The organism is Listeria monocytogenes, from assembly GCF_900187225.1.
In the GTDB taxonomy this organism is placed as follows: domain Bacteria; phylum Bacillota; class Bacilli; order Lactobacillales; family Listeriaceae; genus Listeria; species Listeria monocytogenes.
Map to the genome: position 1 here is coordinate 64,614 of NZ_LT906436.1, position 19,820 is coordinate 84,433.

The following is a 19,820-nucleotide window of genomic DNA, read 5'->3' on the forward strand; positions in this document are numbered from 1 at the left end:
AAAAAAGGAGAATAAAAACGATGAATAAGACAATAGAAATGGACGGAATAACTTACGATTTTACTTATGAGGATCTAGTTTGGAGCATTACGTTTCCAAAATCAAAAACACACGCTAAAGAACTCGCACAACTAGAACTATTAGAAAAACCTGCGACACATTTTACTCCTGCAAAAATCTCAAGTGATAGCGATTCGTATACAATTTCTTATGAGATTGCGAAACGTACTTATGGATTTGAACAAGTTCGAAAAATGGGACGTGAAGATAAACTGCGCGCACTGCGGAATATTGCGGATTTAGGCGAATTGTTAAACACGCGCTATACATTCTTTTTACACCCGGATAATCTGATTTTCGATATTAACCTAGTGCCAAGTATTGTTCATCGGGGCATTAAAAATATATTACCGCCATATGAACTAACAGAAGAAACTTTTTTCAAACAATATCAATGTTTCGTTATTGCGATGTTTTCTAAGAAATTCTCTTTTGAAAACTTGTATAATGGCTCGCTATCAGGGGCTAGAGGAACGCAATTTGAGAAGAGTATATTAGATGCAAAAACGGTACAAGATATTGCTACTATTTTAGAAGAAGCTTACGTGAAAGAGCATGCGGCGGTTCAAAAAAATATGGCAAGCGTACCGAAGAAAAAATACAGTACTTTCCGTGGGTTGGCGGTTGGTTTCATTATCGTCGCTATTTTACTTGCAATTCCAGTAAGTTATTTTGCCTTCGTTAAAGTCCCTCTGCAAAATGATTTACTAACGGCAAACGAGAATTTCCTGAAAACAGATTACGATAAAGTGATTACAGGTCTAGAAAATGTGGATCCAGAAAAAATGCCGCAGTCTGTCCAATATGAATTAGCTTATTCCTATGTTAAGGGTGAAAAAATGAGCGATAAAAAGAAAGAAAACATTATGAATACAATCAGCTTAAAATCTGACGCCAAAAACTTACTTTACTGGATTTACAATGGTCGCGGAGAATTTAGTAAATCACTTGATATTGCCAAACTTTTAGACGACCCAACGCTTGCGATGTACAGTTTAACAAAACAAATTGAACAGGTACAAAGTGATACAACATTAAGCGGCGATGAAAAAGTGGAAAAACTAAAAACTTTGGAAGAAAGCTTGAAAGAATACGATGAAAAAGTAAATGAATCAACAACAACTGAAGATGAAACAACAAATACAGAAGCAAAATAAGGGAGAATGGACCATGAATAGAGAGGCTTTATTAATTGTTAGTAACGGGCAGCAATGTCATAAAAACCACTTGTCTCCTGAAAAAGTCGTGACAATTGGGAATACAATCGAACACGAAATCACTTATCCTGAACTGGCTGAGTCGATTGAAGTTAAATACGATGAAGGCGCTTGGAATGCTGGAACAACAGCGCTCCAGGCGAATCAAGCTGTAAATGTAGAGAACTTAGCATTCTATCTATGCCAAGATTTACATACGCAAGTTTATGATGTTGTAACGAATATTTCTGTGACATTTGGCGTTGGAATAGAAAATGATGTCACATTAGATGATACAAAATCAGATTTTATACTTTTACGTGATGCAAAGGAAAAACTGTTTAAGTTACAAGTCTTAAATGGCGAAGTTTATCATAACTTTTCTCTAGTAACGGAAGACTGCGTTCTAGAACCGGGCGATCAGCTCTATACAGACGGTGTGACGATTACAATCGGAAAAGAAGATATTAGTGTGCTAGCTGTGAAAAATCGCGTGACGAGCAAATTAGCGCCTTTATTTGCTGCGGACAATTCGTTCGGGGAAGATTATCCGGATTACCACCGTTCACCGCGGATTATTTACCGTGCGCCAGAAGAAAAAATTAGCATGGCGAAACCGTCAAGTAAACCCTCAAAACCAACAGATGGCTTAATTAAAATCATTCTACCACCACTAATCATGGTAGCAATTACGGTCATGATTTCGATTTTCCAACCACGTGGACTTTATATTATTATGACAATCGCAATGTCAGCAGTGACAATCACAATGGCGATTCTTAACTACATAAAATCACGTAAAAAATACAAAATCGATTCGAAACAACGCGTGGAAAGCTACGATTTATATTTAAAACGAAAAACGAAAGAATTGCACGAAACAAGCGAAAAACAGCGCCACGCTTTAACATATCACTATCCAGATGTAACTGAACTAGAAAAAATGGCACTACGTGTGGATTCGCGTATTTACGAAAAAACAATGTTCCACCATGATTTCTTAACTTTCCGAGTTGGCCGCGGCGACGAAGCAAGTAGCTTTTCCGTGGAATTCCAACAGGAAGAGTTCAGCCAAGAAAAAGACGAACTTGTAGAAGAAGCTGTGAAAATCAAAGGACAGTATTTATCAATCAATGAAGTACCAGTTGCGACAGATTTAATGCACGGACCAGTGGGGTATATCGGGCCACGCCGTTTAGTATTAGAACAACTGCAAATGTTAGTAATGCAAACATCCCTTTTCCATAGTTATTATGATTTGCAATTTATTACGATTTTCCCAGAAGAAGAAAAGGTGGATTGGGACTGGATGCGCTGGCTACCGCATGCGAATATGCGTGATGTGAATGTGCGTGGTTTTGTTTATCATGAACGTTCGCGCGACCAAGTATTGAATTCTCTTTATCAAATTTTAAAAGAGCGTAAACAAGCGCTTACTGAACAAGCGAGCAAACAGGAAAAATTATACTTTACGCCACATTATGTGGTTTTAATTACCGACGAAAAATTAGTACTCGATCACACGGTTATGGAATTCTTCAATGAAGATCCAAGCGAACTAGGTGTTTCTTTAGTGTTCGTACAGGACGTAATGGAGAGCTTGCCAGAACACGTGAAAACGGTCGTGGATATTCGTGATGCGAAGAGCGGGAACATTATTTTGGAACAAGGCGACCTTGTAAACCGAGCGTTCGTTCCGGATCATTTGCCAGCAGATTTTGACAAAGAAGTAATCAGCCGGGCTCTTGCGCCGCTAAACCATCTTCAAAACTTGAAGAACTCGATCCCAGAATCCGTTACTTTCCTTGAAATGTACGGTGTAGAGCGCGTCGAGGAGCTAAACATTGCTGGACGCTGGGCGAAAAATGAAACGTATAAGAGCCTTGCTGTACCACTTGGTTTGCGCGGAAAAGACGATATTGTTCAACTGAATTTACATGAAAAAGCACACGGTCCGCATGGTTTGGTAGCCGGAACAACTGGTTCTGGTAAATCAGAAATCATTCAGTCTTATATCATTTCACTTGGCGTCAATTTCCACCCATATGAAGTCGCGTTCTTGCTGATTGACTATAAGGGCGGAGGTATGGCGAACTTATTTAAAAATATGCCACATTTACTGGGAACAATTACAAACTTGGACGGCGCGCAATCCATGCGTGCACTAGCTTCCATCAAAGCTGAATTGCAGAAAAGGCAACGGTTATTTGGCGAGCACGATGTCAACCACATCAACCAATACCAAAAACTATACAAACAAGGAAAAGCGACCGAACCAATGCCGCATTTATTCCTTATTTCGGATGAGTTCGCCGAGTTAAAATCAGAACAACCAGAATTTATGAAAGAACTTGTTTCGACAGCACGTATCGGGCGTTCACTCGGAATCCATTTAATCCTAGCAACCCAAAAACCAAGCGGCGTCGTGGATGACCAAATCTGGTCCAACTCCAAATTCAAACTGGCCCTCAAAGTACAAAACGCCAGCGATTCAAACGAAATTTTGAAAACACCAGATGCAGCAGAAATCACACTACCAGGTCGTTCGTACTTGCAAGTTGGTAATAATGAGATTTACGAACTGTTCCAAAGTGCTTGGAGTGGCGCAGATTACGTGCCCGATAAGGAAAGCACGGATTATATTGATACGACGATTTATGCGATTAATGACTTGGGTCAGTATGATATTTTGACAGAGGATTTGAGCGGATTAGATAAGAAGGATGATTTGACTAAGTTGCCGAGTGAACTTGATGCGGTAATTGATCATATTCATGAATATACGGAGGCTTCGGGGATTGAGGCGTTGCCGAGACCTTGGTTGCCGCCTCTTCCTGAACGAATCTTCGCCCAAGACTTACATCCAGTCAATTTTGAAGAAGCATGGAAAGAACCGAAAAAACCACTTCAAGCAACAATTGGTTTACTGGATCAACCCGAATTACAAGCACAAGTCCCACTAACACTAGATTTAACAAAAGATGGACACGTGGCAGTATTCTCAAGCCCAGGGTTTGGGAAATCAACCTTCTTGCAAAGTTTAGTGATGGATTTAGCACGTCAACATAATCCAGAGCAACTGCATGTTTATTTGTTGGATTTTGGGACGAATGGGTTGCTACCTCTAGTAGATCTGCCACATATTGCTGATACAATGATGGTGGATGAAGTTGAAAAAATACAGAAATTTTTACGAATCTGCCTAAATGAAATAAAAACAAGAAAGAAGCTTCTTAGCCAATATCGTGTTGCAAATATAGAGCAGTATGAAAGAGCAAGTGGAAAAGAACTACCTAATATTATTATTGTTCTAGATAATTACGACGCTGTAAAAGATGCAGGCTTAGGGGATGATTTTGAAAAAATCATTACTCAAATTACTCGTGAAGGTGCATCCATTGGAATGTTTATGATTATTAGCGCATCAAGGCATATGAGTTTGAGAACACAAATGGCTACTAATATTAAACAAATGATTGCTTTATATCTAATTGATAAAAATGATATATCATCAACTGTTGGTCGAACGGATACACCACTTGAAGAGTATCCAGGAAGAGCGCTTGTAAAATTAGAAACAGTTACAACATTTCAAACGACGTTACCATCGCAAGGAGAAGAAACAATTCAACAGATTGAAGGTATTCGAAATGAAGCAAAATTAATGAGAGAAGGTTGGCAAGGAGAACTTCCAGAGAGCGTACCAATGATTCCAGAAAAAATTAAACTAGCTGATTTTTGTGAATGGATGGAAACTAAAGAGGTCGTTGCAAATGGAAATATACCTATCGGAGTTGATTTTGAATACGTAAAACCAGTGGGCATTGATTACAAGCAAACCGGAGTACTAATTATTGCCGATGCAACTGGACGAAACTTAGTAAGTATAAATAAAAATATAGCTAATTCTCTTGTGCAAAATCCAAATATTTCCTTATTAATTAGTGATACAGCAAATTTTGATTTAGTGGAAATGTCTACTAAAGCCAATTTGTACAGTAATAACACAGAGGATTTAAAACAGAACATGAAAAAAGTGCTTTCTATTTATCAATCCAGAACTGAAAAAGCAGATGAACTTCGAAAAGCAGGGGATAATTTAGGCGTAACGGCCATGATTCAAGGGTTAAAAGATATAGTTGTTTTTGTGGGAGATTATGATATCTTACTAAAAGCTCTTGATGAAGAAGATCAAAAAACTCTAATAGATATGATTAACAATGGAAAAACATATGGTTGCTATTTAATTTTAAGTGGTTCGATTCAAGCATTTAAAGGATATGGTGATTTGAATAAAGCTGTTCAAGCTCAAAGAAACTATATATTCTTTGATCGACTATCGAATTCAAGCCCATTCTCCTTCTCGTTTAATATTTATAGAGAACAAGAATTATTACCTGAGGAAGGTTATGTAATAGCAGGTCAAGAGTGGCAAAAAATAAAAATTGCAAAATATGAAGAAGAGGTGTAAGGAAAATGCTAACAAAAGAAATATTACCTATTGGAAGCGTTGTTTATTTAAAAGAAAGCCTGAAGAAAGTTATGATTACGAGTAGATTAATTACAATTCAGGGAGATGAAGAAAAAGAATTTTATGATTATGGAGGTGTAGTTTATCCAGAAGGGACAAAGGATGACAATATTTTGGCATTTGATGCAGAAGATATAACAGATGTGAAGTTTAGAGGTTTTGTAGATGATGATGAGGTAGTCTTGGTGAAGAGAATGAGAGAATGGCAGAAAGAAGAATTTGGTGTTTCTCCAGAAGAGGAGGATGAGATGCTTGAATTATGATGAACGTGTACGAGTTTTAATTGAGTTGAAGGTTGATTTGTCCGGAAAATTAGAAATGATGGAAAATGAAGAAGAGTTATTATGTAGACAAAAACATGATTTTGCAAGTGCCTGGTCAAATGCAAAAACAGAGGATGCTTACAGAAAATTAAATGAAGCAGTTAGAAAGAAAATCAAAGAAACAACGGAATATGCAAGAGAAATTGATGAAAAAATTACTGCTCGTATCAAACGAATTGAAGCAGCATATAAAGCAGAATATCAGAGTAATAGGAGCTATACATGGCGTATTGCAGAAATCGATCCAATTAAATTTAAACAAAAGTATAATGAACGATTAAATCAGTTAATCTACTTATCATGTGATGGCAGTGTAAAAACACGTTTAATAAAAGAGTTTCGGCAAAATAATTTCCTGAGATAGGAGGATGAAATATGGTAAGTCCAATGCCAGATAAAACAGTGAAAATGGATAAAGGAAGTATTAATCCTAAATTAGATAAACTAATTTCAAGTCTAGACAATTTTGATAATATCAATAAGAAAATGGGCACTATAGTAGGTAGCCAGGAGATTAGTGGGGAAGCAGCAGATGCTTTATCTGAGAGCCTATTAGTACTAGTAAGTTATGGGGAACAATATAGTTTAGTAATTAGAAACCTAAAAGAAGTGATAGTCGACTATTGTAGAAGTGTAGAAGAAATTGATAAAACAGCAGCAAACGCAGTAAGTAAAGGCGTTTAAAAAGAAAGAGGTTAAACTATGAAAAGTAGAAATTGGTTAAAAGGATTAGGAGTAACAATGATTGCCGCCACTTTAATTTTAACGGGATGCGGAAATGGAGACGCTGAAAAGACAGATACAAAGGAACAGACTAAAAGTGTTGAAGAAGAAGGAAAAGAAGTAAAGATTGAGAGTAATGAAGGGAAACCCCAGCATGAACAGCTTATAACAGTGAAGTTGCCGCCAGAAGCAGATTATTTAAATGATGAAACGTTAGATATGTATGAGAAAGACTTAAAGAAATTTAATAATACAACACAATTAATTATTGATAACTCAATTACCCTTCTGATTGGAGACTACTGTTACTACAATCCGACAGTAAATAAACTAGAATGTTCTGCTGTTGTTGTTAATGGCACAAATACAACTATAAAAGATATCAACTTTGAAGTTAATGTAAAACTGAAAAATCAAACAGATATGACTTTTATAGATAATGGGATGTATAGTTTTATAAAAAATGAAGTTGGAGAAATTAAACCAAATGAAGGTTTTCCAACTGGGATAGCATTCTTGACTGATCCTTCAGAGAAAAACGGAGAGGATATGATTAAAATAAATACTAATGATGTAGTTATTCAACTGAAGAACATTGATTATACAGTTATAAAATAGGAGGGAGAAAGATGGCAAAAGAAATTAAGGTAAATCCAGATTTTTTGAAGAAGGTTGAAAGCAATGTAACAAATTACATTGATGCCCAGAAAGAAGTTTCTGTTGAATTACTAGCAGTTAGGACCAACTTAGCAAGTAATTTTTCAGGTATTGCTTGCGACGAAATAAAAAATTATATAACAGAATTAATGAATGATCTAGAAAAAGAATTTGGTGTATTTATTACAAGGAATCATGAAAAAGTTAAGGCGTTAAGGGAAAGTTATAAAGAACTTGATGGTCAGTTGGGACAAACCTTTAACTATGGAATGGAGAGGACTAAATGAGCGGAAAAATAAAATTCAATATCGCCGAAGCTCAAAATATTAGTCTTGAGCTTAAAATTGCAGCAGGTAGGTATACGCAAGAAACAGAAGAGCTATTAAAAGTGCTGAAAAATAATAGTTTATGTGATAAAGACCAAGATGTCGTTGAACAGAGGGGACGAATAGAGAAGAATAACCAAAGACTTATAGAATATGAGAAATTTATAAACACAAATCTCTCTAAATCTAATTCAGTTATAGAAGAATTGTTTATGAGTGTAGAAGTATTGTATGCACAGCAAGTTTCTGAGTTTAGAAATCCTAACTCTGCAGGTTATAAAGAATTAATGGGTAATGTTAAAGCAGTAGCTTATCAAGAACTTTCAAAGGTGTCAGGACTGAAGAGAATTCTCACATCAGAAAAAGGTGATATACAAAACCTAAGGGATACCCTACTAGATACTTTGGTAGATAATGTGTACACAAAATTGATTAACGATACAGTAGAATATTATGGTTCCAGTAAGGACATTATAAATTTGTATGGAATGGAAGACGGTAAATTATTTAAAGGGGGAGCAAAAGATGTATTAAATAACCCTAGAAAATATATTTCAACAGCCTACCTCATCTCAGACACGCTAAAAAGTTTTAACAGTTATGGAAATAGCAAAGATTCCTCTCGACTTGCAGGAGATCTAACAGGTATAGCAATAAAAAAAGGTGCTGATTTTGCTGTTGGGAAACTAGCTACTACGGCATTAGCTGGTTTTGGTGTAAGTGGTGTTAAAGGCGCTATCGCAGGCGCCATTATTTCCGTTGCTGCAGATAAAATTATTGATCCGACGGTTGAATATGTTAAAGAGAGCAAGGTAGAAGCAAAGAGGGATGACTGGGAAACAAAAGGTATATATAAAGGCTGGAAAAAAATTCGAGATTTAAAACTAGAATATACAGTGGGTAACTATCAAGCAAGTTAACAGTTAAAAATATAAGATTTTTTACCTAATAAAAATGACAGCAGTATCTATATGAGACTACTAACAACTTCACCATGTGCGTTACAAATAAAAGGAGGAAAAAATGTATATTAATTTAAAATCCAGTGATGGAAATGTGATTACAACAAAAGTTGGTTCTTGCTGGACCTGTGTATTTCTTTCGTTCTTTGGTCCTTTACTCCGAGGAGATATTAAATTCTTCGTTCTTTATGTAATATTAGATGGAGCGGGGCTTTTCATCACTTTGAATTATGATAGAGATATCGGAATAGCTATCATGGCTATGGTAACTTTACTCTTTGAATCCAATTATAATACATGGTTTATCCGCGGGAAGATGAACAACGGGTGGGAACCAGAAACAGAGAAAGATCGAGAAATATTGTTAGAAAAAGGCGTCATTAAAACAGAGGTATAGTATATAAATCCAATTCGAAAGGGACTCAATAAAATGAATTCAAATGAAATTTCAGAGATTATAATTCAGCAAAATAAAGGGAAAACAATTATTAAATTGCTTTATACCTTGCCTATATTATTATTTGGAATTTTTATTTTATTTAAAATAAAAGAATCGTTATTACTAGGTGCTTGTGGAATAATCCTTTTAGTTATCGTGGCACCAACTTATTTTACTGTAGCTAAGCATTTTTTTTCGGGTAAGCCACTGCTTAAAGTGAATCAAGAAGGTATTGAGGGATGGGGTAAACGCTTTAAGTGGAATGAAATTGAAAAAGTAGCCTTGCGTAGAGACTGGGGCGCCGTATATCTGACTGTATATGTACGGAAGAATGGCGGAATTCACAAATATAATATAAATACAAAAGAAATAGAACGTTCTGCCACAGAATTAATCAAACAAATAGGTTATTTAAAAAACAAATATGAATGATTAATTGCAAGGTTTAAGAAACAGTGGTAAATGATATGCTAGAACCATGAACGATATGAACGGTAAGCGAGCGTCCATGGTTTTTTAGCAACACAAATTATTATAGAAATATGGGACTGGTAAAAAGAACAAGTATAAAGATAAAAACTCGGTTGACGATTGGAGATATACGGCTTTTCATAAAAATATAGAAAAAGAGATGGAGTTTAATCCAAAAAATTAATCGAAACGGAATAAAATCGCTTCACCAGATTTTAAACTCTGACTGTTTAGAGATATAAAGTAAATTGGGTAGTCTAAGATGAAAAATTTATCTTAGGCTACTTAATGTACATAAGGATTTTGAGGTTTGAAAAGAATGTTTTTTTGGTTGAAAACAAAGAAAACTAAAAAATTATACATATATAATTATAAGTTCAAATGTGAACAAGTATAGTAGTAGATTTTCTTAAGTAATAAAGGGAAGCGCGAATTAACAGTATCAAAATCAACAGAATAAGACACAAAAGATAAGAGGTTACAATATGAAAAGTAGAAATTGGTTAAAAGGGTTAGGAGTAACAATGATTGCCGCCACTTTAATTTTAACGGGATGCGGAAATGGAGACGCTGAAAAGACAGATACAAAGGAACAGACTAAAAGTGTTGAAGAAGAAGGAAAAGAAGTAAAGATTGAGAGTAATGAAGGGAAACCCCAGCATGAACAGCTTATTAAAATAGAATTGCCTCCTAAAGCAGATTATTTAAATGATGAAACGTTAGAAGTATACAATCAAGCTAAAAAGAAATATGACCAGACAAATCAACTAATTACTAATGATTCAATCACAGTACTGGTAGGAGATTATGGTTACTATGATTCGGTGTGGGGATCATTAGATTGTTCTGCTGTTATTATAAATGGAACAAACTCAAGCATTAAAGACCTTAGCTTTGAAGTTAGTGTAGAGGATAATGCAATACCTGGAAAGACATTTCTAAATAGTGAAGCACTACCACTTACCAAAACTCAGATAGGAGATTTTGAACCCAATACTGGAGTGCCAATAGTTATAGCGTTTCCAGAAAAGAACGCGACAGGTGAGGGTGAAGATAAGAAAATTGATACTAAAAATGTAAAGATTCATATTAGTAATATTCAATATAAAGTAGAAAAGTAATTTCTTATTATCGTTTTGAAAAGTTAAGAATTTACATAGCATCAATTGACAAAAAAGGAGACTTATAGTGAAAATAGACTTAGAGCAAATATATACTTTACAATTCACAATGGGATTAAGATACAGACCAATGCAAATCAGGCATAATATAAAATTATTACTCGTGGCTCTTTTATTTTTTTCCTGGGTTCAAGGAGACTTTATGAATGGCCTACCAGGTGATTTGAGTATGTTTAGAGTAGACATGTCATTAATTGTAATTTTAGGAATTTGTTTTATTATATTAAATCCAACAAAACTAGCAATAAGGTTTCAGAATTCCCAATATTTGTTGTATATTTTTTGTTTTCAATGGTTAATTCTCTTGCTTATAAGATTCTTTTATTTTAGCTTGTTTTATTTTTTTCAAAATAAAGTTAGTCTCACTAATCAAACTATAACTAAAGCATATGTTTTATTATTTGTTTTGTGGATTGCTGTTTTTATTGTTTGCTGTTTTCGTTTTAGGAAAAAATTAAGAAAGGGGGATTTTAGAAAAGATTCTGCATTACAAAATAAACGGGGTAACTTAGGATTGAAATTAAGCAAAAAAGCATACATATCAATTGGAGCATTTTTTGCATTTATATTACTATCTCAACTTATTGGAGGAGTAATGATATATGTACTCTTTATCTCTATAGCGGTTTTATGTATGGCATTATCTTTTCTAGGATTAGTGATCTTTCCTGAACAACTTTTCACTGCTTATTGTAAATTTAAATTTAAAGAATTTCATATCGAAGAATAGGGAGCTTAATGTAAATAGCTATTTTGTGAAGTTCCTAATGGTTTTCTATCCAAGGATTGCAGTAATTAAGAACTACTTTGAATATGGCAATAACAAGCAGAAAAAGAAAAAGGCAACACTTACATAAAAATTAGACTCAATCCAAAAAATAAAAAAACATCCATGTTAATTTTCCTGGCACCCCTCCCCCCCACACCTGCTATACTAACTCCATCCTAACAAATGGAGTTGAAACCAATGACAAAAAACTTTAAAAAACTAAAATCCCTACACGAACTACCCACCCCACTAATCCTCTACAACTGCTGGGACGTCGCTTCTGCCAGAGCAATCCAACAAGGCGGAGCACCAGTAATAGCGACAAGCAGTTATGCAATTGCAGAGTCATTTGGCGTAGTGGATGGGGAGCATTTAACTTTTGACGAAATGTTTTTAGTTATTTCGCGCATTGCCAAGAATGTGAGTTTGCCGCTAACGGTGGATATAGAGACTGGGTATGCCAGAAATTTGGAGGAACTGGCTCAGAATGTGGAGCGGTTGCTGGCGATCGGTGTTTGTGGTGTGAACTTGGAAGATCAGCTTATTGGCGTTACAAATCCGGGGTTATGCAGTACTGAGACGCAATGTGATAAAATCAAGACAATTAAAGAAACGGCGGCGAAAATGAGCACGGAAATTTTTATCAATGCGCGTACAGATGTCTTTTTCCAAGGGCGGGATGAGGCGGCTGACTTGGTGGAAGAAGCGATTGACAGGGCAAAGGCATACAAGGAGGCTGGGGCAGATGCTATTTTTATTCCGGGTCTGCTATCACCAAAATTAATTCGCGCATTTGTTGAGGAATCGTCACTTCCGGTCAATGTCATGAGGATGGATGGGATGCTCTCAAACGAGGAATTACAAAAAATCGGTGTGAAAAGAATTAGTTATGGGCCATTTAGTTTTTTTCAGGCTAATTTAGCGATTCAGCAGGAAGTTGAGCGGATTTTTGGAGGAGGGAAAGCCTTGTGATAACGAATCAGCGAGATATTGATAAATATTATGATATGTTAGTGGAGAAAAATTCGAATTATGAAGGCGTATTTTTTGTTGGAGTGAAAACGACGGGAATACTTTGTCGCCCAACGTGTCCGGCGAAGAAACCTTTAAAAGAAAATTGTGAGTTTTTCAGTACAGCCAAGGAGGCGCTACTAGCATCTTACCGGCCTTGCAAGCGTTGTGAACCGCTCTCCAATCCAACGAAATTGTCGCCAGCTGTGAAGTTACTTGTTGACGCAATTGAGAAAAATCCGGAGAAAAAATGGACGGATAAAGATTTTGATGAATTATCCATTAGCGCAAATACGGCGAGGCGCCAGTTTAAGAAGCAGTTTGGGATGACTTTTATTGAGTACGCGCGGTCGCGGCGGCTTGGACTTGCTTTTAAGCATATTCGGAGTGGGGATTCGATTATTAATGCGCAACTTGATAGTGGTTATGAGTCTGGAAATGGGTTCCGAGATGCTTTTTCAAAAACGATGGGGGAGGTTCCTCATAAATCAAAAGATATCACCATTTTATACTCCGCTTGGCTTGAAACTAAACTTGGATCAATGCTCGCAATTTCTGATGATGATGGTCTATTGCTTCTGGAATTTGTTGATCGAAAAGGACTGGAAACAGAGATTAAAAAATTACGAATGCGCTTAAACGCGGCTATTACACCTGAAAAAACAATAATAATTCAACAAATAGAAGCCGAATTAGCGCAATATTTTAATGGAGAGTTGATTGATTTTAAAACACCGATTCGCTATATCGGGTCAGATTTTCAACAAAATGTCTGGGACGAGCTACGACGAATTCCGATTGGGGAAACAATTTCGTACAAAGGTCTAGCAGAAAAATTAGGGCGACCAACAGCGAGTCGTGCCGTGGCAAGAGCAAATGGGACTAACCAATTATCCCTCATCGTCCCGTGCCATCGTGTAATCAATACTAACGGAGCATTAGGAGGTTACGGCGGAGGTCTTGCCCGAAAAGAATGGCTAATTAAACATGAAAAGATGGTTCCAAAGTAACGCGGAACCATCTTTTTTTCAATTATTTAACCCGTATCCCAAACAACGGCATCAAAGCAGGAGCATGCGAAAAATCAATGCTCACACCCTTCAAATCTTGCGGCATTGCAGTGATAGACTCAAAAATACATGAGCTAAGATCAACACCATTTAGCGCGCAATTTAAAAACTGCGCTTTATTCAAGTCAAGCCTTTCCAAATACGTATCAACCAGTTGAGCGCCACTGAAATCACTATTCGTATACGCGCCCGCCTCAAACGCCACCCATTTCAAGTTAGCATAACGAAAGGCAACATAATCCGCATAACAATCAACAAAAACGCAATTTCTAAGTGTAGCATCACTGAAATTCACACCAATTAATTTACAATTTTCAAAACGAACTCGGTGAATAATTGCGCTCATTAAATCTAAATTCGACAAATCACAATTTTTAAATACAACATCAGTCAAATTCGCGCTTACAAGAGAAACAGAATCGAACACACACCCATCAAAAATAATCGTTTCTAAATGAAAATGCTCGAAAATTTCTCCAGTTAGCGTTGTTTTTCTAAAGATTTGCTCACTAACTTCTCCTATATCTTCAATAAAATATGTATCATTCGGATAAACCGTCAAATCCCCATCAGGAATCCGCGGCGCAGTAATTTTTTTCATGATTTCAAACCTCGCTTCCGCTTTCATTATACCGTATTTTGCCAGGAAAAGGAGCGGAAAATCGTTTACCTTTCATAAAAAACGGATTACAATGAATGTAGAATAAAAATGGCAGTTGAGGAGTGAACGAGATGACAGCGAGCGTATTTGTAGCAGGAAAATTACTACCAGAAACGATGGAAGCTCTTAGCAAATGGGACGTTAAAGCTTTTTCGGGTGAGGAAAATATTACAGAAGCAGAGTTAATAAAAAATGTAACGGAAGTGGATGCGATTATTTGCCCGCTTTCTTCCCCAATTACGGCAAATGTATTAGAATCTGCAAAAAATCTCAAAATCGTAGCAAATATTGGTGCAGGTTTTGATAATATCGATGTGAAAAAAGCACAAGAATTGGGAATTGCAGTGACCAATACGCCAGATGTATCAACGGAAGCGACGGCTGAACTAACGCTTGGATTGATTTTGGACGTAGCGCGGAGAATTTCAGAAGGCGACCGATTATGCCGCGAAACCCCCGAGCAATTCAAAGGCTGGGCACCAACGTTCTTTTTAGGTACAGAATTAAGCGGCAAAACGCTCGGAATTATTGGATTAGGAAGAATCGGACAAGCTGTTGCAAAACGTGCGGCTGCTTTTGGAATGAAAATTATTTATTCTGGGCACCATCCAAAAGAAGTGGCGAAAGAATGGGATGCAGAGTTTGTGAGCCAGGCAGAGTTATTGAAGCGCAGTGATGTTGTGACAATTCATGCGGCATACAGTCCCAGCTTGAAGCATCTGCTGAACGAAACAACGCTGAAAACGATGAAATCGAGTGCCTTTTTGATCAATGCTGCTCGCGGTCCTGTTGTGGAGGAAGCTGCACTGATTAAGGCATTAGAAGCAGGCGTTATCGCCGGCGCTGCGCTGGATGTGTTTGAGTTCGAGCCTAAGATTGGCGAGGATTTGGCTAAACTGGATAATGTCGTTTTAACACCCCATATCGGAAACGCAACCGTGGAAACACGCGCAGCAATGGGCAAAATCGCTATTGGAAATGTCGAGGCTGTATTAGCAGGAAAAGCACCACTACATTCTGTTTATTAATACCGAAAAATATAGCCGCAGCGAGTGGCTGAGGCTGTGTTTTATCGCTGAATTATGGTATAATATTTTTTGTCGGAATACGACAACGGGTTGTTAGCTCAGTTGGTAGAGCAGCTGACTCTTAATCAGCGGGTCGGGGGTTCGAAACCCTCACAACCCATAAAAATCAAACGCCAGTGACTGTTAAAGTCGTTGGTGTTTTGTCGTTTTTACGGGAAAAATGTTAATAATTTCAATAATAAGCTGATTTATTTTTGATTCTTTATCAATTACATAAGTAATGAGTGGAATTTCAAAGTATCTAACAGCTCACTACATGATGTGCAAAAGGAGTTGTTTCAGTGAGTAGAATTGACATCGGAGAAATACAAGCCTTTTTATACCAATTACGTGCAGCCAATGAATCGGGAAGGAAAACTATCCAAAACAATAGTGAAATAGTATGTGGAGATAATATTAAAAAGGAGGGTAGTTTATGCATCGAAAAAATATTCCCAAATGCTTCATTTTTCTTCTAGAAAGATAATACCTATGCGATTGAAAAAATTCTCTAGGTGATTTGATTTAGATCAGCATACTTAGTAAGTTAGTAAATAATAAAAGTATAGTGCTTGTTGAGATTATATGTGGATGCTGTGAGTGGGAAAAATATTGGAAGATTTTGATATTGAGGAAGAGTATTAAGAAAATTAGAATGGTTGAATAAGTGGGGGCGATTAGTAATGAACTGGGATTTGTACGCTTTAATAATAATTATATCGTTTTTTATGTTATATAAATTTTGTGAAAAATTTTCTGAAACAATGATAGTAAATATTATTTTTTCAGTTTCTGTTTTCCTTCTTTTAGCAAATGTACTAAGTACTTCGAATTTTTTTCATAAAAGTGCTGTTAAAACCTACGTAGAAACAGTAAAGAATATGATACAGATTATAATTATATTTGCTGTAGTAATTTTAATTATATATGCAGTTGTAGGTTTCTGGGGAAAAAGATATTCTCTGCGTGTAGATAACTTTAATATAGGAGGTATAAATGTATTTTTTGATAAATCAAGTGAAATATTTGTGAAAGCTGTAGGAGGATTCATAGCTTCTAAAAGAACATTATTTAAATTTAATAAAGAAAGAGATAATATTAGTGAGGTTTTGGATTCCTACTACGCAACATATAAGTTTATCATGGAGAACTTAGAGTTACTGGACAGCGAAAAAGATGAGGAGTTGTACACTACAGCTGTAAGTATATTACAAAAATTAAACAATTTTCTTACTAAACATCAGAATGATTACAGACGTTGGTATGTGAAAATAATGAGAGAGGATATTATCAAAGTATCTGAGCACGAAGAGGACATTATCGTGCATCAGACGACAATCGAAGTGGTTCAAGAATGTTACTATAGATATGAGGAACTACAGGAAGATTTTAAAGCGCTTAATAAATTTTTTATTGAAAGTGATATTAGAAAAATATTAAAAATTAATAGTTACGAATGGAGAATTGATTAATATGCATAAAACCTTTATTAGCTACCATCATGCTGGGGAGCAAGATTTAAAAGAAGCAATAATTCGCAAAGGCGTTGCGGGAGGAGAGTTTATTGACAAATCAGTATCTGATGGGGATATTAATACAGATCTATCAGAAGATACAATTATGAGGAAAATAAGAAGTGAATATATTCAAGATTCCACAGTAGTTGTAGTTTTGATTGGAGAGGATACAACCCAGCGACCCTATGTGAATTCTGAAATTCAGGCTGCTCTATGGAGTAACCCTACTGGATTAATTGGAGTAGTTAGGGATGAATTATATGATAAAGTGTACACTAAAAAAAAATGTAATTACGAAGGTTGCAGTTGTGGAGCTTCATTACGTTCACCTACTTATGAATTTAATAATAAAATTCCCTTTTTGGTGCGTATGAATCACTATGCTTTAGAATATAATAAATCAACATATCCGCATTTCGAAGATTCGGAATCTTTTTGTGGCATTTATAAATATTCTTATTTTATCAATAATATGGAGACATTAATAGATGAAGCATTTGATAAGAGAACTAAAAGCTATGAACTAAGAAAGAGAAATGGTGAAGGTGTTAGAACTATAACTAATCCTTATGGCTATTAGTTGATTTTATGTTTATGATGAATCATCATGAGAACTAGTAAATTTATTTTTTTGTTAAACTGACTATCGGATATAGGGTTTTCTTTAATCGGCCAGTTGGAGGTTCGAAATCCTTATCGAAAAACCAACTAAATATTTTTTAAGCAGTTTTTTGAAATTTCAAACCGCCAAAATGCTCTTTTTACCTAGCAATAAAATAATTCAGAAAAACCAACCCTCAACCAACAGGAGATAACATGAAAAAACTAAAACAGCTAACTAATCAATTATTTACATCAACTATCTTCCTAATCACCATGTTATTTATCATACCCCCAACATTTGCGATAGCTGATGGAAGTAAATTGAGTTTTTATGAATATATATATGGAGCACCTTTAAGATGGCTAACTGTAATTAGTCCATCAGAGAAGAAAGGTACATTTTTGGAGATGTTTTTCTCGGAGAACGGAGGAATAAATATCCAATGGCTCAATCTAATAATAAACTTCCTCCTAGTTTTCCTTGTAATAACAATTATCTTCTCACTAGCAAAAAAGTTTTACAATAAAAAGAACGCCTAAAAAAGACAACCCATAACAGGTTGTCTTTTTCTATAGGAAGTTGCAAGTTATCTTACACTGTAAACGAGAAAAATTCACTTTTTAATGTTGTCAGCTAAACATCCAGCTTCGATACCTTCTCCTCATAAATCCCAATCTTCCTAACCACTGTATCCAAATTCTTCTGCAAGTTTTCAATCTCTTGCTCCAAAACAATCTTCTTCTCTTTCAACATATTCAATCGTTCGGAAATGGTGCTGTCTCCTGCTGCGCGCCAAATGGTGTATTGTTTTAATTCTTCTACCGATAACCCGGCGCCTTTTAAGTGCAGTAAAAATTTTAGCCAATTGGCGTCTTCTTCGCTGTATGTGCGCAAATTATTCTTGTCGCGGTCAGGGGTTATTAAGCCTTCTTTTTCGTAGAATCTAAGGGTGCTACTAGGGATGCCTACTAGTTCGGAAAATTCACCGATAGAAAAGGACATCTAATCACCTCATCTGTGTATTTTTCATAAGGATATCATTTTTAATAAGAAATAACTATTTTCCGATACGTTTATTTTCGGCGGCTGAGTATCTATCACCAACAATTTCAATCTGCGATAAAGCATCAGCTATTTTTTGTCGTGCTCCATCATCAAAATGAATTTCAGTGGAGGCGATATTTTCTTCCATTCTGCTTGGTCTTGTTGTTCCGGGAATTGGCACGATCCAAGGTTTTTGGTCAAGTATCCAAGCGAGGGCAAGTTGGGCTGTTGTGACGTTTTGCTCGTCGGCGATTTCTTTCATGAAATCTAGTAGTACTTGGTTGGCTTCCATGGCTTCTTTTTGGAATCTTGGTAAGCCACCACGGTTGTCGTTTGCATTGAAGTCAGCATTTATATCTAATTTTCCAGTTAAATAACCACGACCTAGTGGGCTGTATGCGACAAGCCCGATGCCAAGTTCTTCTAAAACCGGGAATACTTCTTTTTCAGCTTCTCGCCACCAGATAGAATACTCACTTTCAACCGCAGCTAGTGGCTCTACTTTATGAGCACGGCGTATTGTCTTTGCGCTGGCTTCGGAGAGTCCCCAGTGTAGAATTTTCCCTTCTTGTTTTAAATTCTGAATGGTGCCGGCAACCTCTTCAATTGGGATAGAGGGGTCAATTCTATGAATGTAATATAAATCAATGTAATCTGTTTTTAGCCGTTTGAGAGAGCCTTCAACCGCGGCCTTGATGCTTTCTGGACGGCTATCGACTTCGTTATTTAAACCATTAATTTTAAAACCACCTTTTGTTGCGATTTGAACATGGTTTCTTTTGCCAACCAAAGCTTCTCCGACAAGTTCTTCGTTAGTATAAGGTCCATACACTTCAGCTGTATCGAACATCGTAATCCCTGCATCCATTGCAGTGCGTACGACTTCAATCATTTCATTTCGATCTTTCGCAGGTCCACGATGATAATTTAGCCCCATACAGCCGAATCCAAGCTCTGAAGTAACTAAGCCAGCATTTCCTAATTGTCTCTTTTTCATAAAAACATGCTCCTTTTAAACCAAATTTTTAAATTAGAAATATCAGGATGTTGTATTTAGTTTATCAGTTGAAGTGAACTTTAAGTCAAGCGTAACTAATTTATTTTTAAGAGCATCAGACAGTTTAATAAAAGCGATGATTAATTTTATTTTATTGATTGAGGCTTATTCTTTGCTCTTAGTAGGAACAATTGCATGAAAGCGGTCTTAA

The 19,820-nt window shown here is 36.1% G+C and carries 21 protein-coding genes, 1 tRNA gene and 1 pseudogene; 20 read left to right on the forward strand and 3 right to left on the reverse strand.

What is annotated here, in order from left to right; genetic code table 11:
- Nucleotides 1–20: 20 nt before the first annotated feature.
- From essB to CKV70_RS00370, 14 genes are all read left to right on the forward strand, one after another.
- Nucleotides 21–1,217 carry a type VII secretion protein EssB gene (gene essB, locus CKV70_RS00300; protein WP_014930786.1) on the forward strand — a complete coding sequence of 399 codons (1,197 nt, stop codon included), beginning with the start codon at nt 21–23 and terminating at the stop codon, nt 1,215–1,217.
- A 13-nt stretch (nt 1,218–1,230) separates the two neighbouring features.
- Nucleotides 1,231–5,727 (forward strand): type VII secretion protein EssC, encoded by a 4,497-nt coding sequence (essC, locus tag CKV70_RS00305; protein ID WP_014600356.1) that lies wholly within the window; start codon nt 1,231–1,233, stop codon nt 5,725–5,727.
- Between the two features lie 5 nt (nt 5,728–5,732).
- Entirely contained in the window at nt 5,733–6,050 is a 318-nt protein-coding gene (locus CKV70_RS00310; protein ID WP_003724890.1) for a DUF4176 domain-containing protein, read from the forward strand.
- Nucleotides 6,040–6,474: a hypothetical protein gene (locus tag CKV70_RS00315; protein WP_014930787.1), complete on the forward strand. Its 435-nt coding sequence runs from the start codon at nt 6,040–6,042 to the stop codon at nt 6,472–6,474. Before CKV70_RS00310 ends, CKV70_RS00315 begins: the two co-directional genes overlap by 11 nt.
- A gap of 11 nt (nt 6,475–6,485) precedes the next feature.
- Complete coding sequence (locus CKV70_RS00320) at nt 6,486–6,794, forward strand: hypothetical protein (protein ID WP_009924116.1); 309 nt, start codon at nt 6,486–6,488, stop codon at nt 6,792–6,794.
- 18 nt (nt 6,795–6,812) lie between these two features.
- On the forward strand, nt 6,813–7,451 hold the full coding sequence (locus CKV70_RS00325) for a hypothetical protein (RefSeq protein WP_014600358.1): 639 nt from the start codon (nt 6,813–6,815) through the stop codon (nt 7,449–7,451).
- 11 nt (nt 7,452–7,462) lie between these two features.
- Nucleotides 7,463–7,777, forward strand: coding sequence for a hypothetical protein (locus tag CKV70_RS00330; RefSeq protein WP_003734176.1), 315 nt, complete (start codon nt 7,463–7,465; stop codon nt 7,775–7,777).
- Nucleotides 7,774–8,736, forward strand: a complete 963-nt coding sequence (locus CKV70_RS00335; RefSeq protein ID WP_014601569.1) for a hypothetical protein — start codon at nt 7,774–7,776, stop codon at nt 8,734–8,736. Before CKV70_RS00330 ends, CKV70_RS00335 begins: the two co-directional genes overlap by 4 nt.
- A 103-nt stretch (nt 8,737–8,839) precedes the next feature.
- Entirely contained in the window at nt 8,840–9,175 is a 336-nt protein-coding gene (locus CKV70_RS00340) for a hypothetical protein (protein ID WP_003724896.1), read from the forward strand.
- A gap of 33 nt (nt 9,176–9,208) precedes the next feature.
- A complete protein-coding gene (locus CKV70_RS00345; protein ID WP_003724897.1) occupies nt 9,209–9,649 on the forward strand; it encodes a DUF5381 family protein in 441 nt (146 codons plus the stop codon).
- 524 nt (nt 9,650–10,173) lie between these two features.
- Nucleotides 10,174–10,809, forward strand: coding sequence for a hypothetical protein (locus tag CKV70_RS00350; RefSeq protein WP_014930788.1), 636 nt, complete (start codon nt 10,174–10,176; stop codon nt 10,807–10,809).
- 67 nt (nt 10,810–10,876) lie between these two features.
- Nucleotides 10,877–11,599, forward strand: coding sequence for a hypothetical protein (locus CKV70_RS14545; RefSeq protein WP_014600360.1), 723 nt, complete (start codon nt 10,877–10,879; stop codon nt 11,597–11,599).
- Between the two features lie 237 nt (nt 11,600–11,836).
- Nucleotides 11,837–12,610, forward strand: coding sequence for an isocitrate lyase/PEP mutase family protein (locus CKV70_RS00365; protein WP_014600361.1), 774 nt, complete (start codon nt 11,837–11,839; stop codon nt 12,608–12,610).
- A complete protein-coding gene (locus tag CKV70_RS00370) occupies nt 12,607–13,659 on the forward strand; it encodes a bifunctional transcriptional activator/DNA repair enzyme AdaA (protein ID WP_003721701.1) in 1,053 nt (350 codons plus the stop codon). The genes CKV70_RS00365 and CKV70_RS00370 overlap by 4 nt, the downstream gene beginning before the upstream one ends.
- 22 nt (nt 13,660–13,681) lie before the next feature.
- On the opposite strand, the gene CKV70_RS00375 is transcribed toward CKV70_RS00370, so the two are convergent.
- Nucleotides 13,682–14,320: a pentapeptide repeat-containing protein gene (locus tag CKV70_RS00375; RefSeq protein WP_014930790.1), complete on the reverse strand. Its 639-nt coding sequence runs from the start codon at nt 14,318–14,320 to the stop codon at nt 13,682–13,684.
- Between the two features lie 131 nt (nt 14,321–14,451).
- Between CKV70_RS00375 and CKV70_RS00380 the strand changes: the two genes are divergently transcribed.
- The 6 genes and pseudogenes from CKV70_RS00380 to CKV70_RS00400 all read left to right on the forward strand — a co-directional run bounded on the left by CKV70_RS00380 (nt 14,452) and on the right by CKV70_RS00400 (nt 18,107).
- The gene (locus tag CKV70_RS00380) at nt 14,452–15,408 is read left to right on the forward strand and encodes a 2-hydroxyacid dehydrogenase family protein (RefSeq protein ID WP_003732204.1); all 957 of its coding nucleotides are present in this window, start codon (nt 14,452–14,454) and stop codon (nt 15,406–15,408) included.
- 87 nt (nt 15,409–15,495) lie between these two features.
- Nucleotides 15,496–15,568 (forward strand) — tRNA-Lys (locus tag CKV70_RS00385).
- A 181-nt stretch (nt 15,569–15,749) separates the two neighbouring features.
- Nucleotides 15,750–15,918 (forward strand): annotated as a pseudogene (locus CKV70_RS14575) (hypothetical protein); the annotation flags it as partial.
- 212 nt (nt 15,919–16,130) lie between these two features.
- The gene (locus CKV70_RS00390; protein WP_014600363.1) at nt 16,131–16,919 is read left to right on the forward strand and encodes a hypothetical protein; all 789 of its coding nucleotides are present in this window, start codon (nt 16,131–16,133) and stop codon (nt 16,917–16,919) included.
- 1 nt (nt 16,920) lies between these two features.
- On the forward strand, nt 16,921–17,544 hold the full coding sequence (locus CKV70_RS00395; RefSeq protein ID WP_014600364.1) for a TIR domain-containing protein: 624 nt from the start codon (nt 16,921–16,923) through the stop codon (nt 17,542–17,544).
- A gap of 236 nt (nt 17,545–17,780) precedes the next feature.
- Entirely contained in the window at nt 17,781–18,107 is a 327-nt protein-coding gene (locus CKV70_RS00400) for a hypothetical protein (protein WP_014600365.1), read from the forward strand.
- Between the two features lie 94 nt (nt 18,108–18,201).
- On the opposite strand, the gene CKV70_RS00405 is transcribed toward CKV70_RS00400, so the two are convergent.
- Complete coding sequence (locus CKV70_RS00405; RefSeq protein WP_014600366.1) at nt 18,202–18,570, reverse strand: MerR family transcriptional regulator; 369 nt, start codon at nt 18,568–18,570, stop codon at nt 18,202–18,204.
- Between the two features lie 55 nt (nt 18,571–18,625).
- On the reverse strand, nt 18,626–19,609 hold the full coding sequence (locus tag CKV70_RS00410) for an aldo/keto reductase (protein ID WP_014600367.1): 984 nt from the start codon (nt 19,607–19,609) through the stop codon (nt 18,626–18,628).
- Between the last annotated feature and the right edge of the window lie 211 nt (nt 19,610–19,820).